The organism is Streptomyces sp. 5-10 (assembly GCF_014712245.1).
Taxonomy (GTDB): domain Bacteria; phylum Actinomycetota; class Actinomycetes; order Streptomycetales; family Streptomycetaceae; genus Streptomyces; species Streptomyces violaceusniger.
In genome coordinates this window covers 1-22,729 of sequence record NZ_JACVYG010000033.1, presented here as the reverse complement: position 1 = coordinate 22,729, position 22,729 = coordinate 1, and the positions used below count along the sequence as shown (strand labels likewise).

The 22,729-nt window shown below is 69.3% G+C and carries 19 protein-coding genes; 9 read left to right on the top strand and 10 right to left on the bottom strand.

The features are described from left to right. Nucleotides 1-288 precede the first annotated feature (288 nt). From IEJ02_RS30135 to IEJ02_RS30115, 5 genes are all read right to left on the bottom strand, one after another. The gene (locus tag IEJ02_RS30135; RefSeq protein ID WP_191067715.1) at nt 289-1,050 is read right to left on the bottom strand and encodes a hypothetical protein; all 762 of its coding nucleotides are present in this window, start codon (nt 1,048-1,050) and stop codon (nt 289-291) included. After that, complete coding sequence (locus IEJ02_RS30130) at nt 1,047-3,077, bottom strand: hypothetical protein (protein WP_191067714.1); 2,031 nt, start codon at nt 3,075-3,077, stop codon at nt 1,047-1,049. The genes IEJ02_RS30135 and IEJ02_RS30130 overlap by 4 nt, the downstream gene beginning before the upstream one ends. Further along, a complete protein-coding gene (locus IEJ02_RS30125) occupies nt 3,074-3,892 on the bottom strand; it encodes a hypothetical protein (protein ID WP_191067713.1) in 819 nt (272 codons plus the stop codon). Before IEJ02_RS30125 ends, IEJ02_RS30130 begins: the two co-directional genes overlap by 4 nt. Before the next feature lie 114 nt (nt 3,893-4,006). Then, nucleotides 4,007-4,666, bottom strand: coding sequence for a Crp/Fnr family transcriptional regulator (locus IEJ02_RS30120; RefSeq protein WP_191067712.1), 660 nt, complete (start codon nt 4,664-4,666; stop codon nt 4,007-4,009). 39 nt (nt 4,667-4,705) lie between these two features. Beyond that, the gene (locus IEJ02_RS30115; RefSeq protein WP_223864695.1) at nt 4,706-5,149 is read right to left on the bottom strand and encodes a Pycsar system effector family protein; all 444 of its coding nucleotides are present in this window, start codon (nt 5,147-5,149) and stop codon (nt 4,706-4,708) included. Nucleotides 5,150-6,192: 1,043 nt separating this feature from the next. Between IEJ02_RS30115 and IEJ02_RS30110 the strand changes: the two genes are divergently transcribed. From IEJ02_RS30110 to IEJ02_RS30095, 4 genes are all read left to right on the top strand, one after another. Beyond that, nucleotides 6,193-6,366, top strand: coding sequence for a hypothetical protein (locus IEJ02_RS30110; protein WP_191067710.1), 174 nt, complete (start codon nt 6,193-6,195; stop codon nt 6,364-6,366). Beyond that, nucleotides 6,351-10,010, top strand: a complete 3,660-nt coding sequence (locus IEJ02_RS30105; RefSeq protein ID WP_191067709.1) for a DEAD/DEAH box helicase — start codon at nt 6,351-6,353, stop codon at nt 10,008-10,010. Before IEJ02_RS30110 ends, IEJ02_RS30105 begins: the two co-directional genes overlap by 16 nt. A gap of 375 nt (nt 10,011-10,385) precedes the next feature. Continuing rightward, on the top strand, nt 10,386-10,745 hold the full coding sequence (locus IEJ02_RS30100; RefSeq protein WP_191067708.1) for an effector-associated constant component EACC1: 360 nt from the start codon (nt 10,386-10,388) through the stop codon (nt 10,743-10,745). Continuing rightward, nucleotides 10,742-11,896 carry a caspase family protein gene (locus IEJ02_RS30095; protein WP_191067707.1) on the top strand — a complete coding sequence of 385 codons (1,155 nt, stop codon included), beginning with the start codon at nt 10,742-10,744 and terminating at the stop codon, nt 11,894-11,896. Before IEJ02_RS30100 ends, IEJ02_RS30095 begins: the two co-directional genes overlap by 4 nt. A 357-nt stretch (nt 11,897-12,253) precedes the next feature. On the opposite strand, the gene IEJ02_RS30090 is transcribed toward IEJ02_RS30095, so the two are convergent. The 5 genes from IEJ02_RS30090 to IEJ02_RS49010 form a co-directional block, all read right to left on the bottom strand. After that, nucleotides 12,254-13,237: a TniB family NTP-binding protein gene (locus IEJ02_RS30090; RefSeq protein WP_223864694.1), complete on the bottom strand. Its 984-nt coding sequence runs from the start codon at nt 13,235-13,237 to the stop codon at nt 12,254-12,256. Between the two features lie 68 nt (nt 13,238-13,305). Next, nucleotides 13,306-15,453, bottom strand: a complete 2,148-nt coding sequence (locus tag IEJ02_RS30085) for a TnsB C-terminal domain-containing protein (protein WP_191067706.1) — start codon at nt 15,451-15,453, stop codon at nt 13,306-13,308. Beyond that, nucleotides 15,450-16,391 (bottom strand): TnsA-like heteromeric transposase endonuclease subunit, encoded by a 942-nt coding sequence (locus tag IEJ02_RS30080; protein WP_191067705.1) that lies wholly within the window; start codon nt 16,389-16,391, stop codon nt 15,450-15,452. The genes IEJ02_RS30085 and IEJ02_RS30080 overlap by 4 nt, the downstream gene beginning before the upstream one ends. A gap of 115 nt (nt 16,392-16,506) precedes the next feature. Next, nucleotides 16,507-17,277, bottom strand: a complete 771-nt coding sequence (locus tag IEJ02_RS49015; RefSeq protein ID WP_223864693.1) for a hypothetical protein — start codon at nt 17,275-17,277, stop codon at nt 16,507-16,509. Next, nucleotides 17,214-17,876: a hypothetical protein gene (locus tag IEJ02_RS49010; protein WP_223864692.1), complete on the bottom strand. Its 663-nt coding sequence runs from the start codon at nt 17,874-17,876 to the stop codon at nt 17,214-17,216. Before IEJ02_RS49010 ends, IEJ02_RS49015 begins: the two co-directional genes overlap by 64 nt. Nucleotides 17,877-17,966: 90 nt before the next feature. On the opposite strand from IEJ02_RS49010, the gene IEJ02_RS30070 reads away from it, so the two are divergent. From IEJ02_RS30070 to IEJ02_RS30055, 5 genes are all read left to right on the top strand, one after another. Then, a complete protein-coding gene (locus tag IEJ02_RS30070) occupies nt 17,967-19,157 on the top strand; it encodes a hypothetical protein (RefSeq protein ID WP_317985950.1) in 1,191 nt (396 codons plus the stop codon). Next, complete coding sequence (locus IEJ02_RS49005; protein ID WP_223864691.1) at nt 19,154-19,771, top strand: ubiquitin-conjugating enzyme family protein; 618 nt, start codon at nt 19,154-19,156, stop codon at nt 19,769-19,771. Before IEJ02_RS30070 ends, IEJ02_RS49005 begins: the two co-directional genes overlap by 4 nt. Then, nucleotides 19,765-21,042 carry a HesA/MoeB/ThiF family protein gene (locus IEJ02_RS30065; protein WP_317985949.1) on the top strand — a complete coding sequence of 426 codons (1,278 nt, stop codon included), beginning with the start codon at nt 19,765-19,767 and terminating at the stop codon, nt 21,040-21,042. Before IEJ02_RS49005 ends, IEJ02_RS30065 begins: the two co-directional genes overlap by 7 nt. Next, the gene (locus IEJ02_RS30060; protein ID WP_223864690.1) at nt 21,018-21,515 is read left to right on the top strand and encodes a Mov34/MPN/PAD-1 family protein; all 498 of its coding nucleotides are present in this window, start codon (nt 21,018-21,020) and stop codon (nt 21,513-21,515) included. The genes IEJ02_RS30065 and IEJ02_RS30060 overlap by 25 nt, the downstream gene beginning before the upstream one ends. A 64-nt stretch (nt 21,516-21,579) precedes the next feature. After that, the gene (locus IEJ02_RS30055) at nt 21,580-22,632 is read left to right on the top strand and encodes a hypothetical protein (RefSeq protein ID WP_223864689.1); all 1,053 of its coding nucleotides are present in this window, start codon (nt 21,580-21,582) and stop codon (nt 22,630-22,632) included. Nucleotides 22,633-22,729: the final 97 nt, after the last annotated feature.

Below are 22,729 nucleotides of genomic sequence, written 5' to 3'. Positions count from 1 at the left end.
CGGGTTGGAGGAGCTGGATGGGGGAGTGTCCGTGTCTGCGCAGCCACCTGAGGCGGCGTTGCTGTTCGGCTTGGCTCAGTGTGTGCCAGTGGTCGTAGTGGATGCCGGGGGCAGCGTCGGGGTTCTCGCGGGCCCAGGCGCGCACGAGGGTGGTTTCGTCTGGTGCGCTGTGCAGGGTGATCAGGGCCCAGGCGGTGTCGTACGCCAGCGTCGGCCCGTGCCGGGCCATGAGCCGGCGGGTGCGCAGCTGGCGCACAGGGGCCAGGAACCAGCGTGCGGTATGGAGTTTCATGCCGGTGTGCTCCCGGGATCGTGAGGGCGGTGCCGGAGGGCGGTGGCGGTGGCCAGGCGCTGGTGGCCGAGGGCCGTGAGGGTCTGGACGAGGGCCTGGACGAAGACCTCGCGCTGCTGCGGGGTGTGCAGGGTGGTGACGAGGTCGTCGGTGAAACGCCGGATGTCACCGCGCAGGTCGTCGTCCTGCGCCTCCTGTGGAGCAGGCAGGCCCTTCAGTGCCTGGGCCAGGTTGTCGAGGTCGTTGAAGCGGTCGGGGAACTGGGCCATCCACCACACGCGGCGTAGGTCCGGGTCGGCGAGCACCCGCTGCAGCTGGGCCAGGCGATGCAGCTCCTCGCAGTGTTCGAGGTCTGCCGCCTGCTGCCGGCGGGCATGTTCCTCGGCCAGGGCGCGGTCCGCTGCCGCGACGCTCAGCTCGGCCATGCCGCTGACCTCCAGCCCGGGCATGGGCCGACCTCGTTGTGACAGACAGGAGTTGATGTCGTCGTGGGCCGCTGCGAGATCCAGAACGGAGTGTCGGCACAGGATTCCCGCGGCCTGCCGGCGCAGGTGCGCACGCGCCGGCATCGCCAGGTCGCCCTGGCCCGTGTCACCGTGCGTCCACTGCCAGCTCCCTGTGATTCGGACGGTGAAGTACACACTGCTGATGTGGCTGGCCATCCGCTCGTCGCTCAGTACGAGCGGATGAGCCGTGCTCGCGCCTGCCGCATCTGCTGCGAGCTGGGCCGGTCTGCTGCGCCGGCGCAGCAGACTCACGCCGTCACGGCGGCGCCGTCACCGCCGGACCGCGCCATGGCGCTGGGGCTCGCAGGGGAGGCCACCTCGGAGATCAGCTGGGCGAACAGCTGTGCGCGCCGGGCCCGTCCCAGCTCGGAGCTGTCGGGCGAGCCCACCAGCAGGCCGGAGGGGCCTTCCTGGCCCAGATAACCGCGCAGCACCTGCGCCGCCAGGGGCAGGACCTGGTCGTCCTGGAGCTTGGGCGAGTCCAGCCAGGCCGCCAGATGCCGATACGCCGCCTGCGCTGCCGTGGGCTCCTGCAGGGCCGCGCGCCAGCCGCGGACGAACAGCTGACCGGCCAGCACATCGGGAGCGCCGACGGCCTCGCCGGTGCACTCCTGGTTCGCGGGCAGCGGCAGGAGGATGTCGCTGGTGATGTCGGTCAGGGCCAGGAACGTGCCCGCTCCGGCCTTACGAATGGTGCTGTCGCTGGATTCGGCCCATTCCACGATCTCCGACAGCACCAGGACGCGTTGCTCGGGAGTGCTCACCAGGGTGCGCACCGCGTCGGCGACGGTGTCCCGGGCCTGGTCGTCATCGCGGGAGGCCAGCAGCCGCAGCCGGGTCAGGGCGACCCGGGGATACCGCTGGCCCAGCTCGCCCGCGCAGACCGCGGCGACCGCGGCGATCAGCTGTTCGCTGGTTGTCTTCTGCTGGGCCCAGTCGTACAGCTGCTTACGTACGGCGACGCCGGCGACCGGATGGAGCGCCATTGTCTCCAGGATGTGGATGGCAAGCTGACGGTGCGCCACGCGGTCGGTCTCGATCCAACGCCTGGCCACGGACAGCACGGTCGATCCGCCGGGCAGCAACGCCAGCGGCACCAGACAGTCGGCGATGCGCTGCAGATGACGAACGGCGATCTTGTTGGGTGCGCTGATCTGGGAGGCCCACTCCAGCAGTACGGGCCGTAGCTGAGGCCGCTGCCGCCACACATACTTCAGTGCAGCCTCGGACAGCCCACGCTGCTTCTCCTCCAGGGAGATGCCCTCGTCATCCCTGTACGAGGCGCCGATGGCGGCCAGCCGCTTGTCCAGGTCACGGCCGGACAGCGCACCGCCACACGGCAGCTCACCACCGACTTGCGTGAACAACTGGTCCGCAGCCCCCAGTACGACGGCGGCCGGAGCTCCATCCAGCAGGGCGGCCGCAATCAGCAGCGCGCGCTCCTGCAGGTCTCCCGGCGCGGAGTGCTCCTCGAACCAGGTTTCCAGGTGCTTCTGCCAGTCGGTGAACTGCTTGCCGACTGCGGACTGGTCGTCGTCCTTGGCCTCGGCGATGAGGCGTGCCAGCCGGGCGCCGTCGGATGCCGGCGCCTCGGGGGCCAGCAGGTCGTTGAGCGGATCGTGCGTCAGCCAGTCCACCCGGCCAACAGCGAGGTGGCGCAGATGAGCCTCGGCGACCAGTGCGGCCGAGGGGCGTGCGAGGTGCACGGTCGGCACGGTCGCGAGGGTCCTGGGGTTCCAGCCGTTCGGATCGGCCAGGATGACCAGAACGGCGTCGGCGGCCTGTGCCTGCTTCTGGTAGTCGGCAAGTCCGGTGTAGAAGTCCTCCGACAGATCGCGGTAGTCCGTCAGATCCAGAACGAATGCGCGCCCCTCGGTGTGTGGGATTTGCTCGGTGCGCGGCTGGTCCCAGTCCAGGACCAGCCAGCTGATCTGCTTCCTGGGCACCCCCGCCTTCCGCAGCGCATGCAGCGCGGCGGTGCGCCGTCCCGTCCCGGCCTCCCCGCACAGCACCAGGACGTTGCTCTTGCCGTAGGGGCGGCTGAGCATACTGACGGCCTGCGCCACTTGGCCGGATCCCTGCGGCCCGGGGGGATCGACGAACGCGTGTTCCGCGAGGTCCAGTTCGCCGTCGTCGACACTGGCGCTGCGCAGGTACTGCCAGCCCCGGACGTACTGGTGGTGGTGCTCTTCGTAGTCGCCGGCGACCTGCGTCACCTGTGCCTGGCCGGACGCTTCGATCTGCTGCTGCACCGCTGCGGTGCCCTCGGCGTCGGTCATGACTGCTCCTGGCTGGGGATGTAGTCGCGGCCGACCTGGATCAGCCGGGCCTTGCCGCTGGCCTTGCCCTTCTGGCGTACGGCGCCGCTGCTCTCGTTCGCGGTGGTGTCCTTTGTGCTGTGCTGAGCGGCCTGACTGGGGCGGCCGTCGGGTACGGCGCCGTTGTCCTGTGCGAGGTAGGGGGTGAGTACCGAGGGGAGCAGCCCGGGGACGAAGAGCCAGCAGATCTGCTCAAAGCCCGGCTTGCCCTCGACGCGGGCGGTGGCTCGGTGGAAGTGATGCTCCTTGAGAGTCGGCGTGCGGCCCGCGGCGACCGTGCGGCCAAAGACGGTGTCCGACACCACGGCAGCCAGCAGCTCTCCGTGGTCCACCGCGGCGGTCATGGCTCGGCGGGCCGCGTCGCTGTCGACCAGCCGGCAGGCGTCGTTGACCGCGTCCCCCCGGTGCTCCGGCGGTGCCAGGGGCCCGACATGCACGCTGGCCCGCAGCCGGATCGTCGGCGCGCTGGCCAGCCGGGTCTGTTCGCGCCGCTCGAGTGCCTGACCGAGGTGGACGAGGAGAGGGTCGATCAACCGTGCCGCGTGCCGGGCCGGCAGCACGAAGATGGCACCGTCGCCACGGTCCTTGACGGCGCCGAGCAGCGTCGCGTCGCCGATCCCGCACTGAGCGAACACCGTCGACAGCATGCTGTCCAGATCGGCCCGCGCGGGCGCCATCTTCGCCTCGGGGAGCTTGCTGTACTCCTTCATATCGACGGTCAACAGAGCATGCTCCGGCGGCACATCGGTGACGTCGGACGGGACGAGAGAGGGCATGGGCAGCAGCCTTTCCATCGTGTCGGGGAGATCCCGAGCGGGTGTGCTGCCTCATGCTGGATGCGCCCGAACCACGGCGGTGCCCAGAGCTGGGCACCGCACCGGTGCGGTCGGTCACGTCTGCGCGTGAGCGTGTGACTGGATCGATGTGATGTCGCGGATGATGAGTCCGCCAGCGGCCTCCGTGGCGAGCCATCCCTGCTCGCGCCACGGTTTCAAGGCCGTTCCCACGGCGTTGCGGGATGCGCCGATGAGCTGTGACAGCTCCAGCTGCGTCAGCCGCACGAGGCATTCGGCGCCGCCCGCCGACGCGGCCTGGAGCAGCCGTCCGAGCGCCGAGGCCAAGCGCGCGGGCACGGCCGAAGTGGCCATCTCAAGACGTACGGTCTCCGCTTCGCGTACCCGCGCGATGGCGTGACGCAGCAGCGCGGTCTGCAGATCGTGGCGGTCCACGAAGGCCAGGAAGTCAGGGGCAGGGACGATGTGCACCCGGCAGTCCTCCGCGGCGATGACCGACGCGGTGCGTGGCTGGTTGTCCAACACCGCCAGTTCGCCCAGCAGTTCACCCGAGCCGCGTACCGCCAGCAGCGTCCGTTCGCCATGCGATCCGGTGAGCGTGATCAAGGTTGATCCGGAGACCAGCAGGATGACGTGGGTGCCTGGGTCCCCCTGCCGTAACAGCACGCTCCTGGCCGGGCGCACACGGACCGGAGCCAGCTGACACAACTGCGACCAAAGATCATCACCGATGACCGAGACATGCGGCTGATACATACACCCCCCGAGTGTGGTACCCGTCACGCCACGATGTTCTCAAGCAGTGATGTATCCGCTCAACAATCCAATTCCGGCCATGCCTACGGCAGTTGCCGTTAAATCGACTGCCCACTTCACCGCACGGAACTTCCGCTGCGCCAAGCCGGCGAACAACACCAGCCGCTCCGCCTCCGCCCGCGCAGGCTGGCCAGAGTCCATCGCCGAGAACGTCGACACGAGTTCCTCGGCTCCGCTCTGTCCTGGGAGAGGACCTACGAACACCCTGAATCCACCGTGCCGTGGCAGCACAGGGCGGATCGCGGACAGGGCAACGACGAGTGCCGCACCAAGAAGAGCTGCAGCACACGCCAGCGCAGCCACCGACAGCCAACTGGACCCCGGCACAGTCGACAGCGTCGCAGCGTCCACGGCCAACAGGCCGCCAGTCACGCCGCACAGCGTCGTCGCCTTTGTGTCCGCCCGCTGCATCTCAACGAACATCTCCGCTGCCGCATCCCCAAGCCGCCGGCAACCCGTGCAGTCAGCTGGAGTGAACCCCCCACCCATGTCAGCCACGTCGTTCCTCCATTCGGGGCTTCGGTTCTGCATTTGCTCCACACCATGCAGGAATCACGTCGGGGCCTGGGCACACTGCAGTGCATCGCGCATGCCGAACCCGTCACAGTCCGGCTGCGCCGATGCGTCAGGGGCACCGAGCCGGGCCCCTCGGCGTGGGCGCCTGCCCGGCCCTTGCAGATGATCTCCACGCGGGGATGCGCGGTGAGCCACGCGGCGAGCGGTCCCCGCTTCATGTCCGGACAGGACATCGGTCGGGCGATGGCGTTTACCGTCTGTGATCGCAGTGGCGTACGACTGTCCGTGCTGGGTGGCGAAATCATCCGCAGCCCAGCACCCGTGGCGTGCTGGGCTGCGGATCTGGCAGCGACATGACCCGGCGCAGCATGGTCAGCGTCCGCCCCGTCAGTCCCCGTCGCCCTCCGGCCGTGGGCGGCGGGGACTGACGCGAATGGTGGCCTTAGCTGTGCCGTGTCTGTGGCGAGCAGCGGGCGGCACCCCAGCTCAAGGGGCCAGGGCGTCGGCGGGCAGGGACAGGCCGAGCCGGGGCCGACGTCTGGTGCCCGGCGCCGCTGGGCGCCTCGCACACGCCCTCCTCGCCGCGTCCACGGCGCTGGGGCAATCCGGCCGCATTCTGGGCGGGGCTGACGGCCGACGGCGGGGCGGATGCGGGTTGGCCGTCAGCTGGATGACAAGGGCGTTAATGCACTTGCGGTCTCCGACCCCGAGTGTGATGGCTTCATGCAGAAGGCAGTGCGATCCGCGCCCATACGGCCTTCCCGTAGCTGTCGGTCTCGCAGTAGCCCCACTGGCTGGTGAGGGCGTCCACGATGTGTAGGCCCCACCCATTTTCCGCGAGGGGGCCTGGAGCTTGGGGCAGCGGTGGGGAAGGGTCTGGGTCGGCAACGGTGCAGATCAGAGCCCCGCCGGTGCGCAATGGCGACCAGGCCAGCGGAGCCGGCGTGAGCGTGGCCACCAACACAGTCGCTGTCCCCGACCCGCCCCGGCGCGCCTTCCACACCGCGCACCAGCATCTGGACCACCTTAAGCATCCCGGGCAGCTCGAAGGACTCGTCATCGCCATCGACGACTTCGAAGACTTCGCCCGCCACGTACAGGAGCTGGTGTGGAGCGCACTGTAGACCCACAGATCCTGGCCCAGGCACTGGGCATCCACGACAACAGCATCCTGCCCACCCCCGAGGAACTGGCCACACTCATCGCCGAGGCCGAAGTCGCCGCCATCCGCGGCCGCGTCGACATAGGCGACCAGATGCTGGCCACCGCCTGGTTCCTGCACGGGATCGCCGCAGCACGCGTCGGACCGCAATACGGTCCCGTACGCCGCCGCCATGCCTTCGCTGTCAGCGCGCACCTTCTCGAGCTCGGCCTCAGTGATCCCCGCCACCAGACCAACGACACCCCTGACGCCGAAGACGGCACCGCCGGACCGGCAGAGCCGGGCTCGGTCGTACGGGCCCGCCGCCTTGCCATGGCCTTCGGCGCGCAGATCGGCTACCGCCGCTGCGAACAGGACCCCAATGCGACAGCCGTCTTCCGGCAGGTCGATGACCTGCTGGTCACCGAGACGGACCTGGCCGATCACCTGGACACGCTCGCCGTCGAAGCGGGCGTCGCCTTCCTGGGCATGCAGCGCCGCCGCGCCTCTCGGGTGCTGCGCCGATGGCGCACGCAGTTGCAAGGTATCGCGGCCCTGACCAGCGCGGAGAGCCTGCACGGGACCCTGTTCGGGCCGACTGAGGCGGTCGTCGACGCCTGCTCTGGCCTCCTGGTGTATCTCACCCGCGCCGACACGGTTGCTCTGGAACGAGCACGGGGCCGTCTGCGGAGTGTCGTCACCGGGGAGGCCGGCCGCTCGGACCGCTCCGCCCGCTGGGTCGCGGCCCATCTGCTCGAACTCGTCGAGGATCTTCAGGCGGGAAGTCTGCAAAGTCTCCTGCCGGACGGCAGCCCGCCCGCGTTGGCCCGCGCTTTCGCCCTCTCCGACCCGCCGGTGATGACACTGTGGCCGCCCCAGCGGGACCTGCTCACTACGCTCAACCCGCTCGACCCCACCACCCGGAGACTGCTGATCAGTGTCCCCACCAGCGCGGGCAAGACCCTCATGGCCCAGCTGATCATCTGCGGCCACCTGGCCGCCCACCCCGACGAACGCGTGCTGTACCTGTCCCCGCTGCGAAGCCTGGGCCGTGAGATGCGGCAGTCTCTGCGTGCCCGTCTCAGGCTGCTGGGACGCACCCTGGCTGCCGAAGAACCCGACTTTTCCGCCCCTGGCGTCTTCCTCGGGCCCACGGCCGGAGACGTGGACATCATGACGCCTGAACGCCTGATGCACGCCCTGCGACAGGACCCCACGGAGGCACTCGAAGACGTCGGGCTGATCGTGGTGGACGAAGCTCACCACATCCAGCAAGGCCGGCGCGGCTTCCTCCTCGAAGGCCTCCTCGCCTTCTGCCAGTCCCACCCCGCTCCGCCCCGCCTGGTCCTGCTGTCCGCCGCGGTCGGCAACCACGGACACCTCGCCGCCTGGCTGGACGACACTCAGCCACCGGAGAAAGTGGCGTTCACCCAGCAGTGGCGAGGCCCGCGCCGCCTCCACGGCGTCCTGGCCCCGCACGCCTTCGAAGACCGGGCCACCCGCATCGTGCTGCCTCCGCGCGCCAACCGGACCCGCAACACCGAACGCCGTGTCCCCATGGGCCTGCGTATCAGCGTGCGCCCCACCGCAGACGGCACGCTCCACCACATGACGACGGATGCCGGCGAACCGCTGGGGGAGCGCATCTGCCGGGAGAAGACACCCGGTGACATCAGCGGCAAAATGCCTGATTCCGTGACCAACCGGGCCCTGTTCGCCTACGGCGCGGCCCACTTGGCCGACGCCGGCAGCGTCCTGGTGGTCTGCGGCACCCGCAACGACGCGAAAGCCATGGCCGAGGATGTCGCCCGGCACCTCGACCCGCATCCGCCCGCCGCGCCGCTGGCAGGCTTCCTGGCACAGACCCTCGGCGAAGACCATCCCCTCGTCGCCTGCGCTCGCCACGGTGTGGCCTACCACCACGCCCGGCTTCCCACCAAGGTCCTGCACCCCGTCGAAGAAGCCCTGCGCTCAGGCCAGCTGCAAGTGATCTGCTGCACCAGCACCCTGACCGACGGCGTCAACCTCCCCGTGCGGTCGGTGGTCATCCATACGGACGTCGATGACGGCTTCACCACCCCCCCCCGCCCCGGCAAGCACCCCATGTCGCCCGCTCAACTCCTCAACGCCATAGGCCGTGCAGGCCGGGCAGGGCGCGAAAGCGAAGGCTGGGTCCTCCTCGCCCGCAACAACAACCCCAAGGCGGCGGACTTCCGCCTCCTCGCCCCCAAGGCCGACAGCCTGACCGTTCTGTCGGCCCTCGGCACCACGGAGGCCCTCGCCTCACTCGCCCAGGCCGAGGACCTCATCGCCCGCAGCGCCGACGCAATCCTGACGGTGGCAGCGAGCCAGGCCGCCGACTTCATCTCCTACGTATGGTTCATCCTCGCGAGCTACGAGAACATCCCCACTCTCACCCATCACCATCCGCTCGACGCCCTCGACCGACTCCTGGCCATGCGCCAGCTGAAACCCGAGCTCGCGGCCCGGTGGAAACAACTGAGCCACCACGTCACGAACCAGTACCTTGCGACGGACACCGAGGCGCGGCGTCGCTGGACGACGCCCGGGACCAGCATCGCCACCGCCCGCAACCTTGACATTTTCGCCGCCGTCCTTGCCCGGAGACTGCTGGAGGAGGACAGCCCACCCGCGGCCGGCCCCTCATCCCCGCAGGACACCCCGGACCCCTGGGCGCCGGAAACGGACCCATGGGACGACATCGTCGACGACGACGCCTGGGGGCCCGTCTTTGGCACCGACCAAGCCGACGAATGGCCCCTCGAATACGCCTTGGACGCCTTGGCCAGCCACGGAGTCTTCCCCTTCCTGCTCACCCAGACCGAAGGCAAAGACGCCTGGAGGTTCACGCAGAAGCCCGGAAGCAGAAGCGAGCCCGTCACCGTTGACGTCAACCAGGCCGTACGCGACTGGATCGGCGGACACTCCATCCCCAGCCTGGCCGCCGACTGGCTGCCCGGGCTGGAGCCGGAATGGGCTTTGGAACAGACCGTCAGCAACATCAGCGTGACCTTCGAGCACTACCTGGCCTGGACGCTGGGCGCGCTCATCAACCTCGTCAACGCCCGCCTGGAGGAGACCGGGGCCGGCTTCCGCCTGCCCACCGCGCTCGGCTGGCACATACGCCACGGAGTCGACACTCCCCACGCCCTGCATCTGCTCAACCGCGGCATCACCTCACGCCGCCTGGCCCACCGTATCGGCCAGGCCAGCGGCTTCTACCGCCTCAAGGATCTGCGCGACCACCTGCGCGATCTCCACATCGAACGCTGGAGAGACGACTTCGGTGCCAGCCCCTATGAGATCGGCGAACTCCTGGAGTACGTGCGCCACCGCCGGTCACTGATCAATGACCTCCTCGACCATGGCTCCTGCACGTTGCGGGTCACCCTCACCGGCCCCTCACGGTGGGCGGACGAAGTCCGCATCACCGGCGCCGACACATCCCGGCCCGTCCCCTTGATGGTCACCGACAACGGGGAGAACGCTGCCCGGATCCCGGCCGAAGCCCACAACGATGTCCTGACCATCCTCGAGAGCGGGATCGATTTCACTCTCACCCTCACGCACGACGACCTCACCTTCCACCTCACCCGCCAGACATAGAAAAAGGGGGCCGACGCGTGACCGGCGCGATCACCCTCACCCAGCCGGGAGCGCTACGCCGATCAGTCGCGCTCCAGCCGCTGGTGTCGCTGAGGTGGGGGGTAGTTGGTGTGTGGGGTGGTGTGTGAGCTGGTATGTTGGTGATGGGTTGATAACTGGGTTTGGTGGGCTGTGGCTGCTGTGGCCTGGGGCTGTGTGGGCTTCAGTGGGAATGGCCGGGGTGTTGTGGGTGGCTTCTGCGTCTAATAGCCCGGTTGTGTTTTGCCTGGTCAGGGTTGTTTTGACTGGTCAGTGGGGGTGTTGCCCTGTAGCGGTTTTCTTGACCGGTTGTGCATTGTCGTGGGGTTGGGTGCACGGGGTCAGGGGAGGGCGACGGTGCGGTTAGAGGTACGGGTCGGGTCGGCTGCGGTGGAGCTGCGGTCGTTGCAGGGCTGGTTGCGTGCGGATCCTGAGGTGCGCCGGTCGGCCACGGTTGAGGTTCAGGGGGGTGTGCCTGGGCCGGGGGAGACGGGCACGGGGCTTGATGTGCTGCAGTTGGTGACGGGGAATGGGTGGAGTGCGGCGTCGTTCGTGCTGGCGGTGGTGGCGTGGCGGCAGTCCCGGCCGCAGCGGCCGCGGGTGGAGATCCGCCGCGGGGACACGGTCGTTGTCCTCATGGACTGTTCGCAGGAGGAGATCGAGCGGGCGTTCCGGGCGCTTGACGCCGCCGACCCTGATGAGGGTGGCGGTCGGTGAGCGTGCTGCCTGATCCGGGGGCCTCGCGGGCGGTCCTGGTGGGCACGAGCCGCTATGAGCATCTCGAGCAGTTGCCGGCCGTCTCGAACAATCTGCGAGCTTTCGCTGACCTGCTGTGCGGTCCGCTGTCCCTTCAGCTTCCCGCCCGGCATGTGACCGTCGTCGAGGATCCGGTGGCCGCGCGCACCGTGGTGGGTGCGGTGAGGCAGGCGGCGGCCGAGGCCACCGATACGCTGGTGGTCTACTTCGCCGGGCACGGTCTGGTGGATGCTCAGGATCAGCTCAGTTTGGCCCTGCCGCACACCGAGTTCGGCCGTGTGGAGACCGGTCTGCCGTATGACTGGCTGCGTCAGGTTCTCCTTCTGGACTCCCAGGCGGAGCGTCATGTCGTGATCCTGGACTGCTGCTACAGCGGCCTGGCGCTGGGGAGGATGGGCGCCGGGTCGCCGCTTGCCGACCAGGCTGCGGTGGAGGGTAGCTTCCTGCTGGCGGCCGCGGCTGAGACCCGCACCGCCCTGGCGCCGGTTGGGCAGACGTATACGGCCTTCACCGGAGCGCTGCTCGACACGTTGCGCCGTGGGATACCCGGCGGTCCCGCGCTGCTCGATCTCGCGGCTGTCTACCGGCACGTGCGTCTGATGTTGGAAGCCCGGGGGCATCCCGTTCCGCAGGCCCGGGACCGCAACAGTGGCGCCCAGGTCGCGCTCGGGCGTAATCACGCGGATCTTCCCGCCGCGCCGGCCCCTGCTGCGCCCGGCGTGGATGCTGGTGGGCGGCCGTGGCCGGATCCGCGTGGGATCCGTACAGTCACGGGGTTTTTCACGGCTCTGGCGGATGTACGCGTGGTGAGCGGTCTGACTCAGCAGGCGGTCAGTGAGCGCTCGGCCGGACGCATATCGGCCGGCGCCGTCAGCCGTCTGCTTAACCGCAGCACGCTTCCCGCCACCTGGAGTACAACGGCCGCCTACCTCTTGGCCTGCGGCGTTCCCCGCGATCAGATCACGCAGTGGCAGGCCGTATGGCAGCAGCTGCGCGCGCGAGCCGCGTCAGCCCAGGCGTCGGGCCCGGCAGCTTCCGAGGGTGGCGAGCCGGAGAAGAAGAGGGCATGGCCGGGCCGTTTCTCGGTGTTCCGCCGTGAGCGGGGTTATTGACCGGATACGGCAGGGGCGGAGGAGGTTGACGGCTGGCGGGGTGTCGTGTCCGAGTCGTCGGACTCGTTGCCGAACAGGGTGTTCCACCCGGCGATGGCCACAACGGCGACCGCCAGGACAAGGCCCGTGGACGGCTTTTTCCATCGGCTCGAGGCCGTGGACGGCTTCACGTAGTGGCCGGCCCGGTAATGCCCTTTGCGGTTCTTCGCCTTTGCCACAGCTACACGTCCCCGTTCGGTGCGACTGCATTGTCGGGCAGAGTCTCGCAGCGATCGGTCCGTGCCGGTTCCTGAACGGCTGAGTACGGCTGATTCCGCACGCTGCGGGGGCGGCCCGGGCATCTCGTGCTCGGGCCTGTCAGCGCCTTCGTGTGGGGCGGGTTTGTTGTTCGGCGAGGTGGTCGAGTTGTACCGCGTCGAGGGCCGTTTTGGTGATTCTTTCGGTGCCGTCGGTGATGGCGGTGATGGCTGCTTGGCGGATGAGCCTGGTGAGGGACCCGATACGGCCAGCGGTGCGCTGGTGGAGGTAGGCGTGGTGGCGGGGGAGGGTGCCGGGGCGGTGGTGCTGGAGGTCGAGGGCGTTTTCGAGGTCGGTGATGACGTCGGTGAAGGGGTGGGTCTGGCCGTGGCGTGCGGGGAGGGGGCTGCAGGTGATGAGAGTGGCGCGTCCGGCGAGCTGGGCGCCGCGCACCCCGCTGAACAGGGGTGTGGTGGTGACGTCGATGCCGGCGTAGACGAAGGTGGCGTTGATGCGTTCGGTGAGGTCTTTCAAAAGGTCGGCTGCTTCGGCGCCGGTGGTGGTGCGGGGGTTGAGGCGGTGGATCTCGTCGATGAGGACGAGTTGGACGCCGGCGGTGTTGTAGGTGTGGCAGACGGCGTCGGTGATCTGGGCCTGGGTCATGCGGGTGGTCACGGGAATGCCGAGGTAGCGGGCGAACTCGGTGGTGAGGGTCTTGGCGGTGGCGCCGGGCGGGACGAGGACGTAGGCGACCGGGACCTGCGCCTGTCGTCGGCCGGGCGGGGCGGGGTTGCGGTGGGTGTGGGCGAGGTGGCAGGTGCGTCCGACGTGCAGGAGCGCGGTCGTTTTCCCCGCAGCCGCGGGGCCGGTGACGATCAGAGAGGGTCTGGCGGTGGTGGTCTGGTGGCGGCCGAGGATCATCAGGGTGCGCACGTGGCGGGCGAGGGCGTCGATGGCGGGGGTGCGGACGGTGACGAACGCGGAGTGGTAGGCGAGGCGTTCCTCACGGCTGCGGGGCGCTTGGCCGGGCTGGGGCGGGGCTGGTGGTGGGGTGGTGGCGAAGTGCTGCCAGCCCTGCCAGGTGGTCACCGGCCAGGACGGCATCGTCGTGTCTGCCAGGGTGGCAGTGTGTGAGCGGTCATGGCTGCTCGCTCCGGTGGCGCCTTGGATGTTCACCACTTCAGTGCCTCTGCCTGAGCGTCGTAGAGCCCGAGTCCGGTGTAGGGGACGACCGGCATGCCGGCGTCGGTTTCCTCGGCGTCTTGGTCGGGATCTTGGGGCTCGTCGGGCGTGTCGTCGAGATGGTCGAGGCTGTCGGTGTCCGCCGCGGGCACGGTGGGAGTTGGCGGTGGTTGTTCTTGCTGGTCGTGTTCTGTGCGCGGTGGCGGCAGGGGTGTTCGGGCAGGTGTGGTGCGGGTGATCAGGCGGTGTTCGGCCTTGGTGGCATGGCCGGTGCGGGCGCGGCGCATGAGCTGGTCGAGGGCGTCGGCGACGTCGGCCTCAAGGCTGTCGGGGTCGGTGTGGCCGGTGATGGTGGTGCGGATGTGCTGCCAGGTCTGTTCGTTGAACGGTCGGTGCACGTGGGCGCGGTGGATCCATGGGATCTCGGCCAGTTGTCCGTCGGGCAGGCGCAGCCAGATCTGGCGGGCGTCGTGGGGGTTGGTGTGGACCTCCCACTTCCCGCCGCGCGCGGTGACGGGGGACGGTTGCCCCCGGTAGGGGCCGAGGAGGTCGCAGTCGTAGGTGCGGTGGTTCAGACGGATGCCACGTTCGGTGATGGCCTGCCAGCGCACCGGCAGCAATTCGAGGTAGTCGTCCCTGGTCAGGGGCACGGGTACGTAGCCGGCGACCGAGATGAGTGCGGCCCACATCTGGTTCGGTGTCAGCGCGGCCCTGGGCAGGACGGGATGGCGCAGCCCTTCGTGAGGGCGGTGGTGCCAGTGGACGAGCCATTCGTCGAGCAGGTCCTGCAGTTGCGCGACGGTGAAGCACGCTTCGCGTTCGGCGTCACGGCCCCGGCGGGTGAGGTCGGAGCCGGTGTAGCCGGGCAGGTGCTGGCAGAACAGCGAATTGATCGAGCCGAAGGTGCGCTCGATGATGCCTTTGGCGGTGGGGGAGTAGGGCGGGGCGGGCTGCACGCTGATGCCGAGGCTCTCACAGGCGGCGGTGAACGTCCTGGACAGGAAGACTCTGCCCCGGTCGACGATGATCGTCTCAGGGATCACGACGGGGCGGGCGGCCGCTTGCTCGAGACGTTCGTCCAGGGTCAGCAGCCGCTTGTGGGCGGGCAGTTGGGTGTGGGTGAAGCGCAGGGCTCCGGGCCAGGTGGGGCGGGCCGGGTGAGGCACGGCCATCTCGGCCAGGAGCAGGGCCGCGTCCACGGCCTGCGTGCCGCCCGGACACAGCACAGCGGCCAGGATCGCGCGCGTCGCAACATCTACCGCGATAGTCATCTCGGGCCGACCCAGGCTCCCGTCGTCGAACAGGGCCAGGACGTCCAGGCGGGTGGTGTCGATCTGCACCTGCTCCCCGGGGCGCAGAGCAACGGTGGGGGTGTGGCCGCGACCGTCCTCAGTGATGGGTGGGGTACGGCTGGGGCGTGCGGGATGGTCGGCGGGGCCGGCGAGCTGGCGGACGAGCCGGTAGAAGGTGGCCTGCGCCGGCATGGGCACGCTGCCACCGTGACGGTCATGAAGGACCTGCGCGACCCTCGGCATCAGCGCACTGACGGTGCCCTTGGAGCGGCCCCGCTGCTTGCGCAGCACGTCTTTGACCGCGGCGACGACCCGCTCGTCGGCTCGTCCGGTGGGGCTGGGGCCGCGGGTGGTGCGGTGGTCGACGAGCCCCCACAGCCCTTGTTTGCGGTAGGCCAGGCGCATGCGCTGCACCGTCGTACGCGACACCCGGGCGAAGCCGAGCGCGGTCAGCTCCTCGGCCTTGGCCCGCTCCCGCTCGGCCAGCGTGTGCCGTTCGGGGTCGTACTGCGGCCGTACCGCCCCGCCGCTGCCCGGCCCGCCGGGCAGACCGCACTCGACTTCCCATACGTGCCGCTGCCAGGCCAGTGCCTTCTCCCGCGCCGCAGCCGGGGCAGTCTCGAACAGCCCCCACCGTGGTACTGCCTGAGGCTGCTCCACTTCCGCCTGCGCTCCCAGCACGGCGAAGCTCTTATCGGCGAAGAGATGCCCCGCCAACACCGTCTCATCGCCGCCGTCCTCGCCGGCCAGATGCACACGCTGTCCGGCCAGGGCGACGACCTGCCACCGCAATCCGCGGAAGCGGACATGCGCCCCGACCGCCACCACCGGCCGCCCGCTACTCACCCCGCCTCCCCACGCCGGGCACCAGCCTCATCGCCGCCTGCATCCGTCTCCGCGTCCTCCGCGGTTTCGCTGATGTCCCGGGTCTCCTCGTCATAGCCGTCCTCACCCTCGCCGACGTCCTCCTGAAGGCGGCTGGCCGGCACGCCTGCACCGGCATTGCGGAGGGAGCCGAGAACGACCATGGCGCGTTCGTGCAGAGGCGTATCCAGGTTGGCTGTCAACTGTCCGTGCCACAGGGCGTGGAAGACGGCGGGGAGGACCTCGATCGGGTCGCCCGTTGCTTGGGCGCCTTCCAGCAGAGGCCGCGGCCGCGCGAACGCCTCGAGCACTGCGGGCATCAGGCCGGAACGGCCGGCGTTGCGAGGGTGGCGGTAGCCGGCCAGCCATTTCAGGTTGGCGGCTAGGACGTCGTCGAGCGGTGGGAGGCGGCGGTAGGTCCAGCCGATGTCCGCGCATGCCTGCACCACCGCATCGGCGGCCTTCATCGCGCGTTCGCCGCCGGCGTCGGGGTGGCTGGGGCAGTCGGCGAGCAGGGCGGTGCCGTCGGCATGGCGGGCGAAGAGCTGCGGTACCCAGGAACGCACCTGCTCGCGGGGATTGCGCCACAGCAGACGCACCGGCCGTCCCGCCAGGGCGGTCACGGCCGGGTCACGGTCCAGCATCATCAGCTGGATGCGCATCGCGTTCGATCCGGCGGCCACATGCCGTCCGGTTGTAGCTGACCACCACAGGCCCGGCCCCCACCGCCGCCCCGGCACCGCCGGGAACGCGGACACGGGCGGCAGGTCCTCGAAGGCCACCGCCAGGGCCGCGTCCTCCCAGCGCTGCTGCACCGTCTGTCCGACGGGATCGAGGAAGACCGCCTCGAACCGTGCGCTGTGATCGGCCTTCGCCCTCTTCGCCCGGCTCCCGGGCCCGGCTGCACCCGTGTTGATCATCTGCTTCAGCCAAGCCGTATCCGCTGGCAGCTACAGTGGTTTTGGGGATTTGGACCCCGAAGGGGTAAGGCATGCGCTAACGCTTGACGCCTTCCGGCGGGGGCGCCCGGCGGTTTCAGCCGGGGTCTGCCTCGGCCGTCAGAACGTTCCTCAAGACGTCGACGGACATCCCCGCCCACTGGGCCACCTCTTCCAGGGGCACCCCGGCGTTTGCGGCCGACAGGGCGGTCCGCTTCCAGGCATTTTCGATCAGAACGGCGCTGTGGCGGAGGTTGCGCAGCAGCTGCCGGGCGACGTCGGCGGTCGGCCCGCTCTGCACCCCGCGCAGCTGGAGCAGTTGTTCCTCGGCGCTCTCGATCGTTCGGGTGATCAGCGCGCGCTGCTCGGGCGGTACCACCGCCCGCCACATCGTCCCCGAGCCCGGCGCCCGCTTCTCCTTGCCGAGCACCCGTAACTGTCCGGCCATCGTCACCGGCTGATGCTCCCGCCGCACCCACCACGGATCGTTCGCGCAACCGGCCGGACCCCCGGCTCCACGGCGCTGGCGGATGACGGCGCCCATCCAGGCGATCAGCGGACCGCCGTGATCCGCCGCCGTCAGCGGCCCCAGCCACGCGCGCCCGACGCGCTCCCCGAGCCGACGGCAGAACATCCCGTCGGCGGGCAGTGCCCGCGGCCGCCCCGCACCACTGTCCACCCACACCAGCTCCGCCATGGCCGGGTCCAGCAGCGCGTCGGCGACCGCTACTACCTCGGGGAAGATGACCGCGTCCCGCCCCACGATCCGCCACCGCTCCAGATCACCGCCGGAGTCACCGCCCGCTACCTGGTGCAGGCGCCGCGGCCAGATCGTCTCCCGCTCCCAGTCAAGGCCTGATCCCACCACCGCGCCACGATCGCATGTGCCAGAGCGAACACACGCTCCGGCTCAGCCCCGGCCCGCACCGCCCGCCGCACCACCCCCGTCCACCGCCACTGTGCCGCGATCACCTCTGGCAGGTGCCGCACGTCCAGGTGTTCGTGGGGCTGGTCGGCGTCCGCGTCCAGCAGCCACTGCCCGTGCCGCGCACACACCCGGCCCCACCGCGGCGCATACCGAACGACCTGCACGGCGGTTCCCGTACGCTGGGCCGCGCACAGCCGGCAGCCGAATGCCACCGGACCGGCGACCACGCCGCCGACCCGCCACACCGCCGTCGGCACTCCGTCCCCCTCGGCCGGCAGTGTGGCCTCCTCCCGCGCCCAGGACGGCAACGCCCGGGCCAGCACGTCTTCCTCGATACCGCACAGGCCTGCCAGGATCTGCCGCCCGGCTGCGTTCAGCAGCACTTCGGCGTCGGCCCGAGTGGCGCCGCTTTCGTGTTTGGGCTGGTGGTTGCGCCAATGCCAGTACGACCGCAGGGCCTTCGCTTCCAGCCCGTAGCGGCTCGCGATGCGGCAGATCAGTGACGAGGTCGTTTCTCCCTGCAGGGGAGCGGTACGCACGAAGCCGGGATGAGGGAGCACTCCACCACAGTGCCGTGTTTGCCGCTCCAGGCGGGCACTTTCGCAGGGGATGCTCGGTCGTAGCGCTCGGTGCCGCCCCTGCTCGCCTGCCGTTCCTCGCTGCTTGTTGAAGCGGGGTCGGGTTATCCCTTCTCGGCGGCGTTGTCAGTGGCGACGTCTACCCTGGCTGACAGTTGCCCGATGCCTCCCGAACACGGACGAAGCCTGCCCCACCAGGCGGCCGAACTCGGTGTGGAACCAGGGTTGGACACGCAAGATCGAGGAGGCACGATGCGGATCGACGAGGCGTTCGATGACTTCCAGAGAAGCGTCAACGAGGACGTGGGCCAGACCCGACTCGCACGGGACCGGCGTGATCTGTTCAAAAGGGCGCTCATCAGCGAGCCCGATGTCACCGAGGCGTTCGGCTCGGGCTCACTCCGCCGCAGCACCCAGCTCAAGCCCATCAACGACGTCGACATCATCGCCGTCTACGACGCTTCCCAGCACCCCGACTGGGGCAGTCCCGGCCTCAGCGCCGAACACGCTCTGGACCACACCCGCAGCCAGGTCAACCGGCTGCTGGGCAAGACCAACGGTAGCCACGGCAACGAAGTCCGGCTGGCACTGCCGAGGAACCACGCGGTCAAGTGCTTCCTTGACGACCCCGACGACGAGAACGCGTTCACCGTCGACGTGATGCCGGCCCTCCGGCAGGCCGACGACACCCTCCTCATACCGGAGAAGCTCGCCCAGACCTGGGTGTCCGCCGACCCCGAGCACCTGATCAACCTCGTGGCCGACCGCCAGCGAGACTGGGAGCACTTCCGCCCATTGGCCCGCGTCCTGAAGCAGTGGCGTCACGACGTTGTGGTAACAGGACGGATCAAGTCACTTGTCATCGAGGTCCTCGCTCTCGACTGCATGCCCACATCCGGTAACCGCCCCAGCGGACTGTGCACCTTTTTCACCGCCGCGGCAGCACGAGTCAACGAGGGCGTGAGGGACCCGGCCGGCCTGTGCGGTGAGATCCAGCCTGACCTTGACTACGATGGTCTGCAGACCGCGCTTGCCGAAGCCGCCGAGCTCGCCGACCGGGCCTGCGCCGCGGCCGCGGCCGGTCACACCGACCAGGCCCTGCGACTGTGGCAGGAAATCCTGGGCGACTCCTTCCCCGCCCCACCCAAGCCCGCAAGCCCCGTCACCGGAGCCCCGACCCTGATCACCGGTGCACCCGCCCTCATCACCCCTCGGCCGATCAAGGATGCGCCTCAGGGATGACGGCCACCACCGGTCCTCACAAGCCCGCGCAGCCGGCCCCCCTCACGTGGTCGGCCGCCGAGCCACGCCGCTTCGAACGAGACCAGCGCGAGATCACCGCCGCCTTCCCCGACCTCGTCTACGACGCCGAAGGCGCCGGGAGCTGGAACGGCATCCTGCCGCTGTGGCCATTCGAACGGCCACAACCCGCACATCTCACTGACTGGACAGGAACCACGGGGCTCCACGTCCTCATGGTCTACCGGCAGGCCTATCCCATGGCGCCGCCCCACATCTTCCCTCTCGACCCGGTTCCCGAGCCGGCCGAGTGGACGCAGTCGCGCTGGCATGTCAACGGCGACCGCACCCTGTGTCTCCTGCGTGCCGACTCGCTGTGGACCGGCCGGGAGTCCGTGGTCGACCTGCTCCTGAAAGCCGCGGCATGGAAAGTGGAGTACGCGCTGATGAAGCACGAGGCCATCACGCAGATGTCCGACCGCGGCATCGTCGAGGACGACCGCTTCGACCACTTCCTCACCCGCCCGCCCGCCAAGGAGCCCACCCGCAGCAGTCTGACGACTCCGCCCGACACAGCACGAGATCAGCAAGACGCCGGGAGCGGACGTTCGTGCTGATCCTCGTTCCCCATCACGCCGCAGCCACCATCCGCCAAGCCGGCCCCTGGGGCCTGATGACCCTGCGCGGTAACCACGAGGACTTGGCCGTCATCCGAGGGATCTCCACCCGCGACGGCGTGATCCTCCCCGTCGACGCCTCACCGGGCCAGAACCTGCTTGCGGCCAGCGGCGACATCAGCCTGTCCGGCTGCTGGTACCGCGCAGCCCCCATGCTCCATCTCTACTGGCGCCAACTGAGCGGCAGACTCGGCACAGGCATACCCCTGTCCGTGTTCCAAGACCACCTCACCAGCGGATACAAGAACCCTGGCCTCAATCCGTACATCGCCCTGACCTACGCACCGGATGCGAAGGAATCCTTTCCCGATCACGACGTGTCCGACATCGTCGCCTGGCGCATCGGACGCGACGGCGCGTACCCCCTCGGCTCCCTCGTCGAGCCGTCGACCACCGGCATCGGTCAGATCCAGGACCACTGGCCCGTCAGGGACCTTCAAACAGCACGCGTCATGCTCATCGGCACCGGCAGCATCGGATCCGCCGCCGCGCACGCTCTTGCCGGCTACGGCATCGGACACCTCACCCTGGTCGACCCTGACCGGCTTTCCTGGCACAACCTCGTACGCCACACCACCGGCCGCCGTCACGTCGGCCGCCCCAAAGCCACCGCCCTTGCCGAAGAACTCACCTCCCTGCGCCCCGACACCACAGTCGTCCCTCTGGTCCTCGACGTCATCGACGACGCCGACCGGATCAGACCGCTGCTCCAGGAAAGCAACCTTGTCGTTTGCACTGCCGACGGTGTCGCCGCCCGCCGTGTCACCGGGCACCTCGCCCGCCGTGCCAGCATCCCCACCGTCATGGCCTGCGTCCTGCAGGACGGCGCCCTGGGCGAGATCCTGCGGCTGAGGCCCTGGCCCCAGCACGGATGCCTCACCTGCCGGCGCCAAACGCTCGCCGAGCGCGGCAGCATCGATCCCGAACCCGCACTCGATGCCGGATACGGCACCGGCACCCGACACCGGCCGATGACCGCGGTCGGCCCCGACCTCCACCTCATCGCCCATCTCGCAGCCAAGACCGCCGTCGCCACTCTCCTCGAGCGCCACGGCCACCCCGACCAGCGCCTACCCGGCGAACACGGCCTGATCAGCCTGCGCCGACAGCCCGACTGCGCACCGCCCTTCGACCTGAGCCGAACCGGCGAGACCCGATGGCTCCCCGCCACACCACCGCGCCCCGGATGCCCCACCTGCGAACCCCCATGACCCCGCGCCCCGTCACCGCTGTACACCTCACCGAAGAGGCCGCACGTGTCATCACCGACGAGCTCCGGACCGCCGACAACAGCAGAGAGACCGGAGGCATCCTGCTGGGACACCACGTTCACGACGCGATGATCGTCCGGCACGCCGGAACTCCCGGACCCGACGCGGTTCAAACCCCCACCTACTTTCTCCGCGACCTGGCCCACGCCCAGACCCTGGCCGCCCAGGCCTACGCCCAGGACCACAGCGTCTGGATCGGCGAATGGCACACCCACCCCACCAGCCGACCCATCCCCAGCACACGCGACGCAACCACCTACCGCCAACTCCTCAACGACCCCGAACTCGCCTTCCACAGCTTCATCGCCGTCATCCTCGGCCCGCGAGCACCGCACTGGGACATGACCGCCTGGACCTGCCACAACAACACGATCGCCCAGGTCGCCGTACACGGCCCGCCGCAGCATCGGTAACGACCGGATGCCGGCACGATTCACACACAGCAGCGCCACACGCCCCTCACCCCGGAGAGCGCCCATGGAACCTCTGCCCGCACCAAGCCCCACCAGCGTCAGGATCACCGGCGACCACTACCAGTGGCTCAGCGCCTGGACCGGCTGCCTCACCCTCCTACGCGAGAACGCCATCCACACCGCCAACCCCGCCATCTCCGTCGGCGTCGAAGCCGACGACGCAGGCAACCTCGACGACGTCGTCCTGCTGCGCCGCAACCCGCCCCACACCTACACCCAGGTCAAATACACCGTCAGCAGCGCCACACCCGTCAACGAGGAGTACCTCACCAAACCCAGCCCCACGGGCGGCCCGTCGATCCTGAAGAAGATCGCCAAAACCTGGCGCACCTTCACCGCCGACGGCATCGACGCCGACCTCGCGATCGTCACCAACCGAGCCCCGGATCCCCACGACCCCCTCATCGCGGTACGGGACGCCCGCACCCAGTTGCTCCTGCCCAAGGCCGCCGACGGCACCGCACGCTCGAAGACCGGCCAGGCACGAACCCGCTGGGCTCAGAACGCCGGCCTGAGCGAGACCGAACTCCACGATCTCCTCTCCCGTCTGCGCTTCGACCTGTCCCGAGAACTGGCCCACGTATACGAGCAGCTTCAGCTCCTGATGGCCGTCTGCGGCCTACGCAACGACAGCCACGCAGTCGACGAAGGCGCCAACTGGGTCGCCCAGCAGGTCCGCGACGGCCACCGCACTCTGACCCTCGACATGGTCAAAGCAGCCGTCGACAGCCTCAACCTCAAGACAGGACCCGCCTACGCGATCCTGTCAATCGCCACCCTCAAACCCGACCCGCTCGCCGCCGAAGCCGACCACACCATCAACTGGATAGACCGGTTCGAAACCGCCTCCGAGTACACCAAACGCCGCCCGCTCGCCCCCGCCACCTGGGCACAGCTCCAGGACGACATCGAGGCGGCCCCCGCCCGCCTGCCCGGCCGCACCAATATCTCCGTGTCAGGAAGCCTCCGCCTCGCCCCCGCGTTCCTGACCGGTACGGCCTTCCGCATGGTCACCGGAGCCGACTGCGATTTCTCGGGTTGGTGTCGGTGGTGGTGAGAGTCGGTCGCGCTGGTCCAGGTGTGGGTGTTACGGGGCTGGTCAGCGGCTGTTTACGGGTGGGCAGGCCACTGTCATGAGGTGAGAGATTGATGGG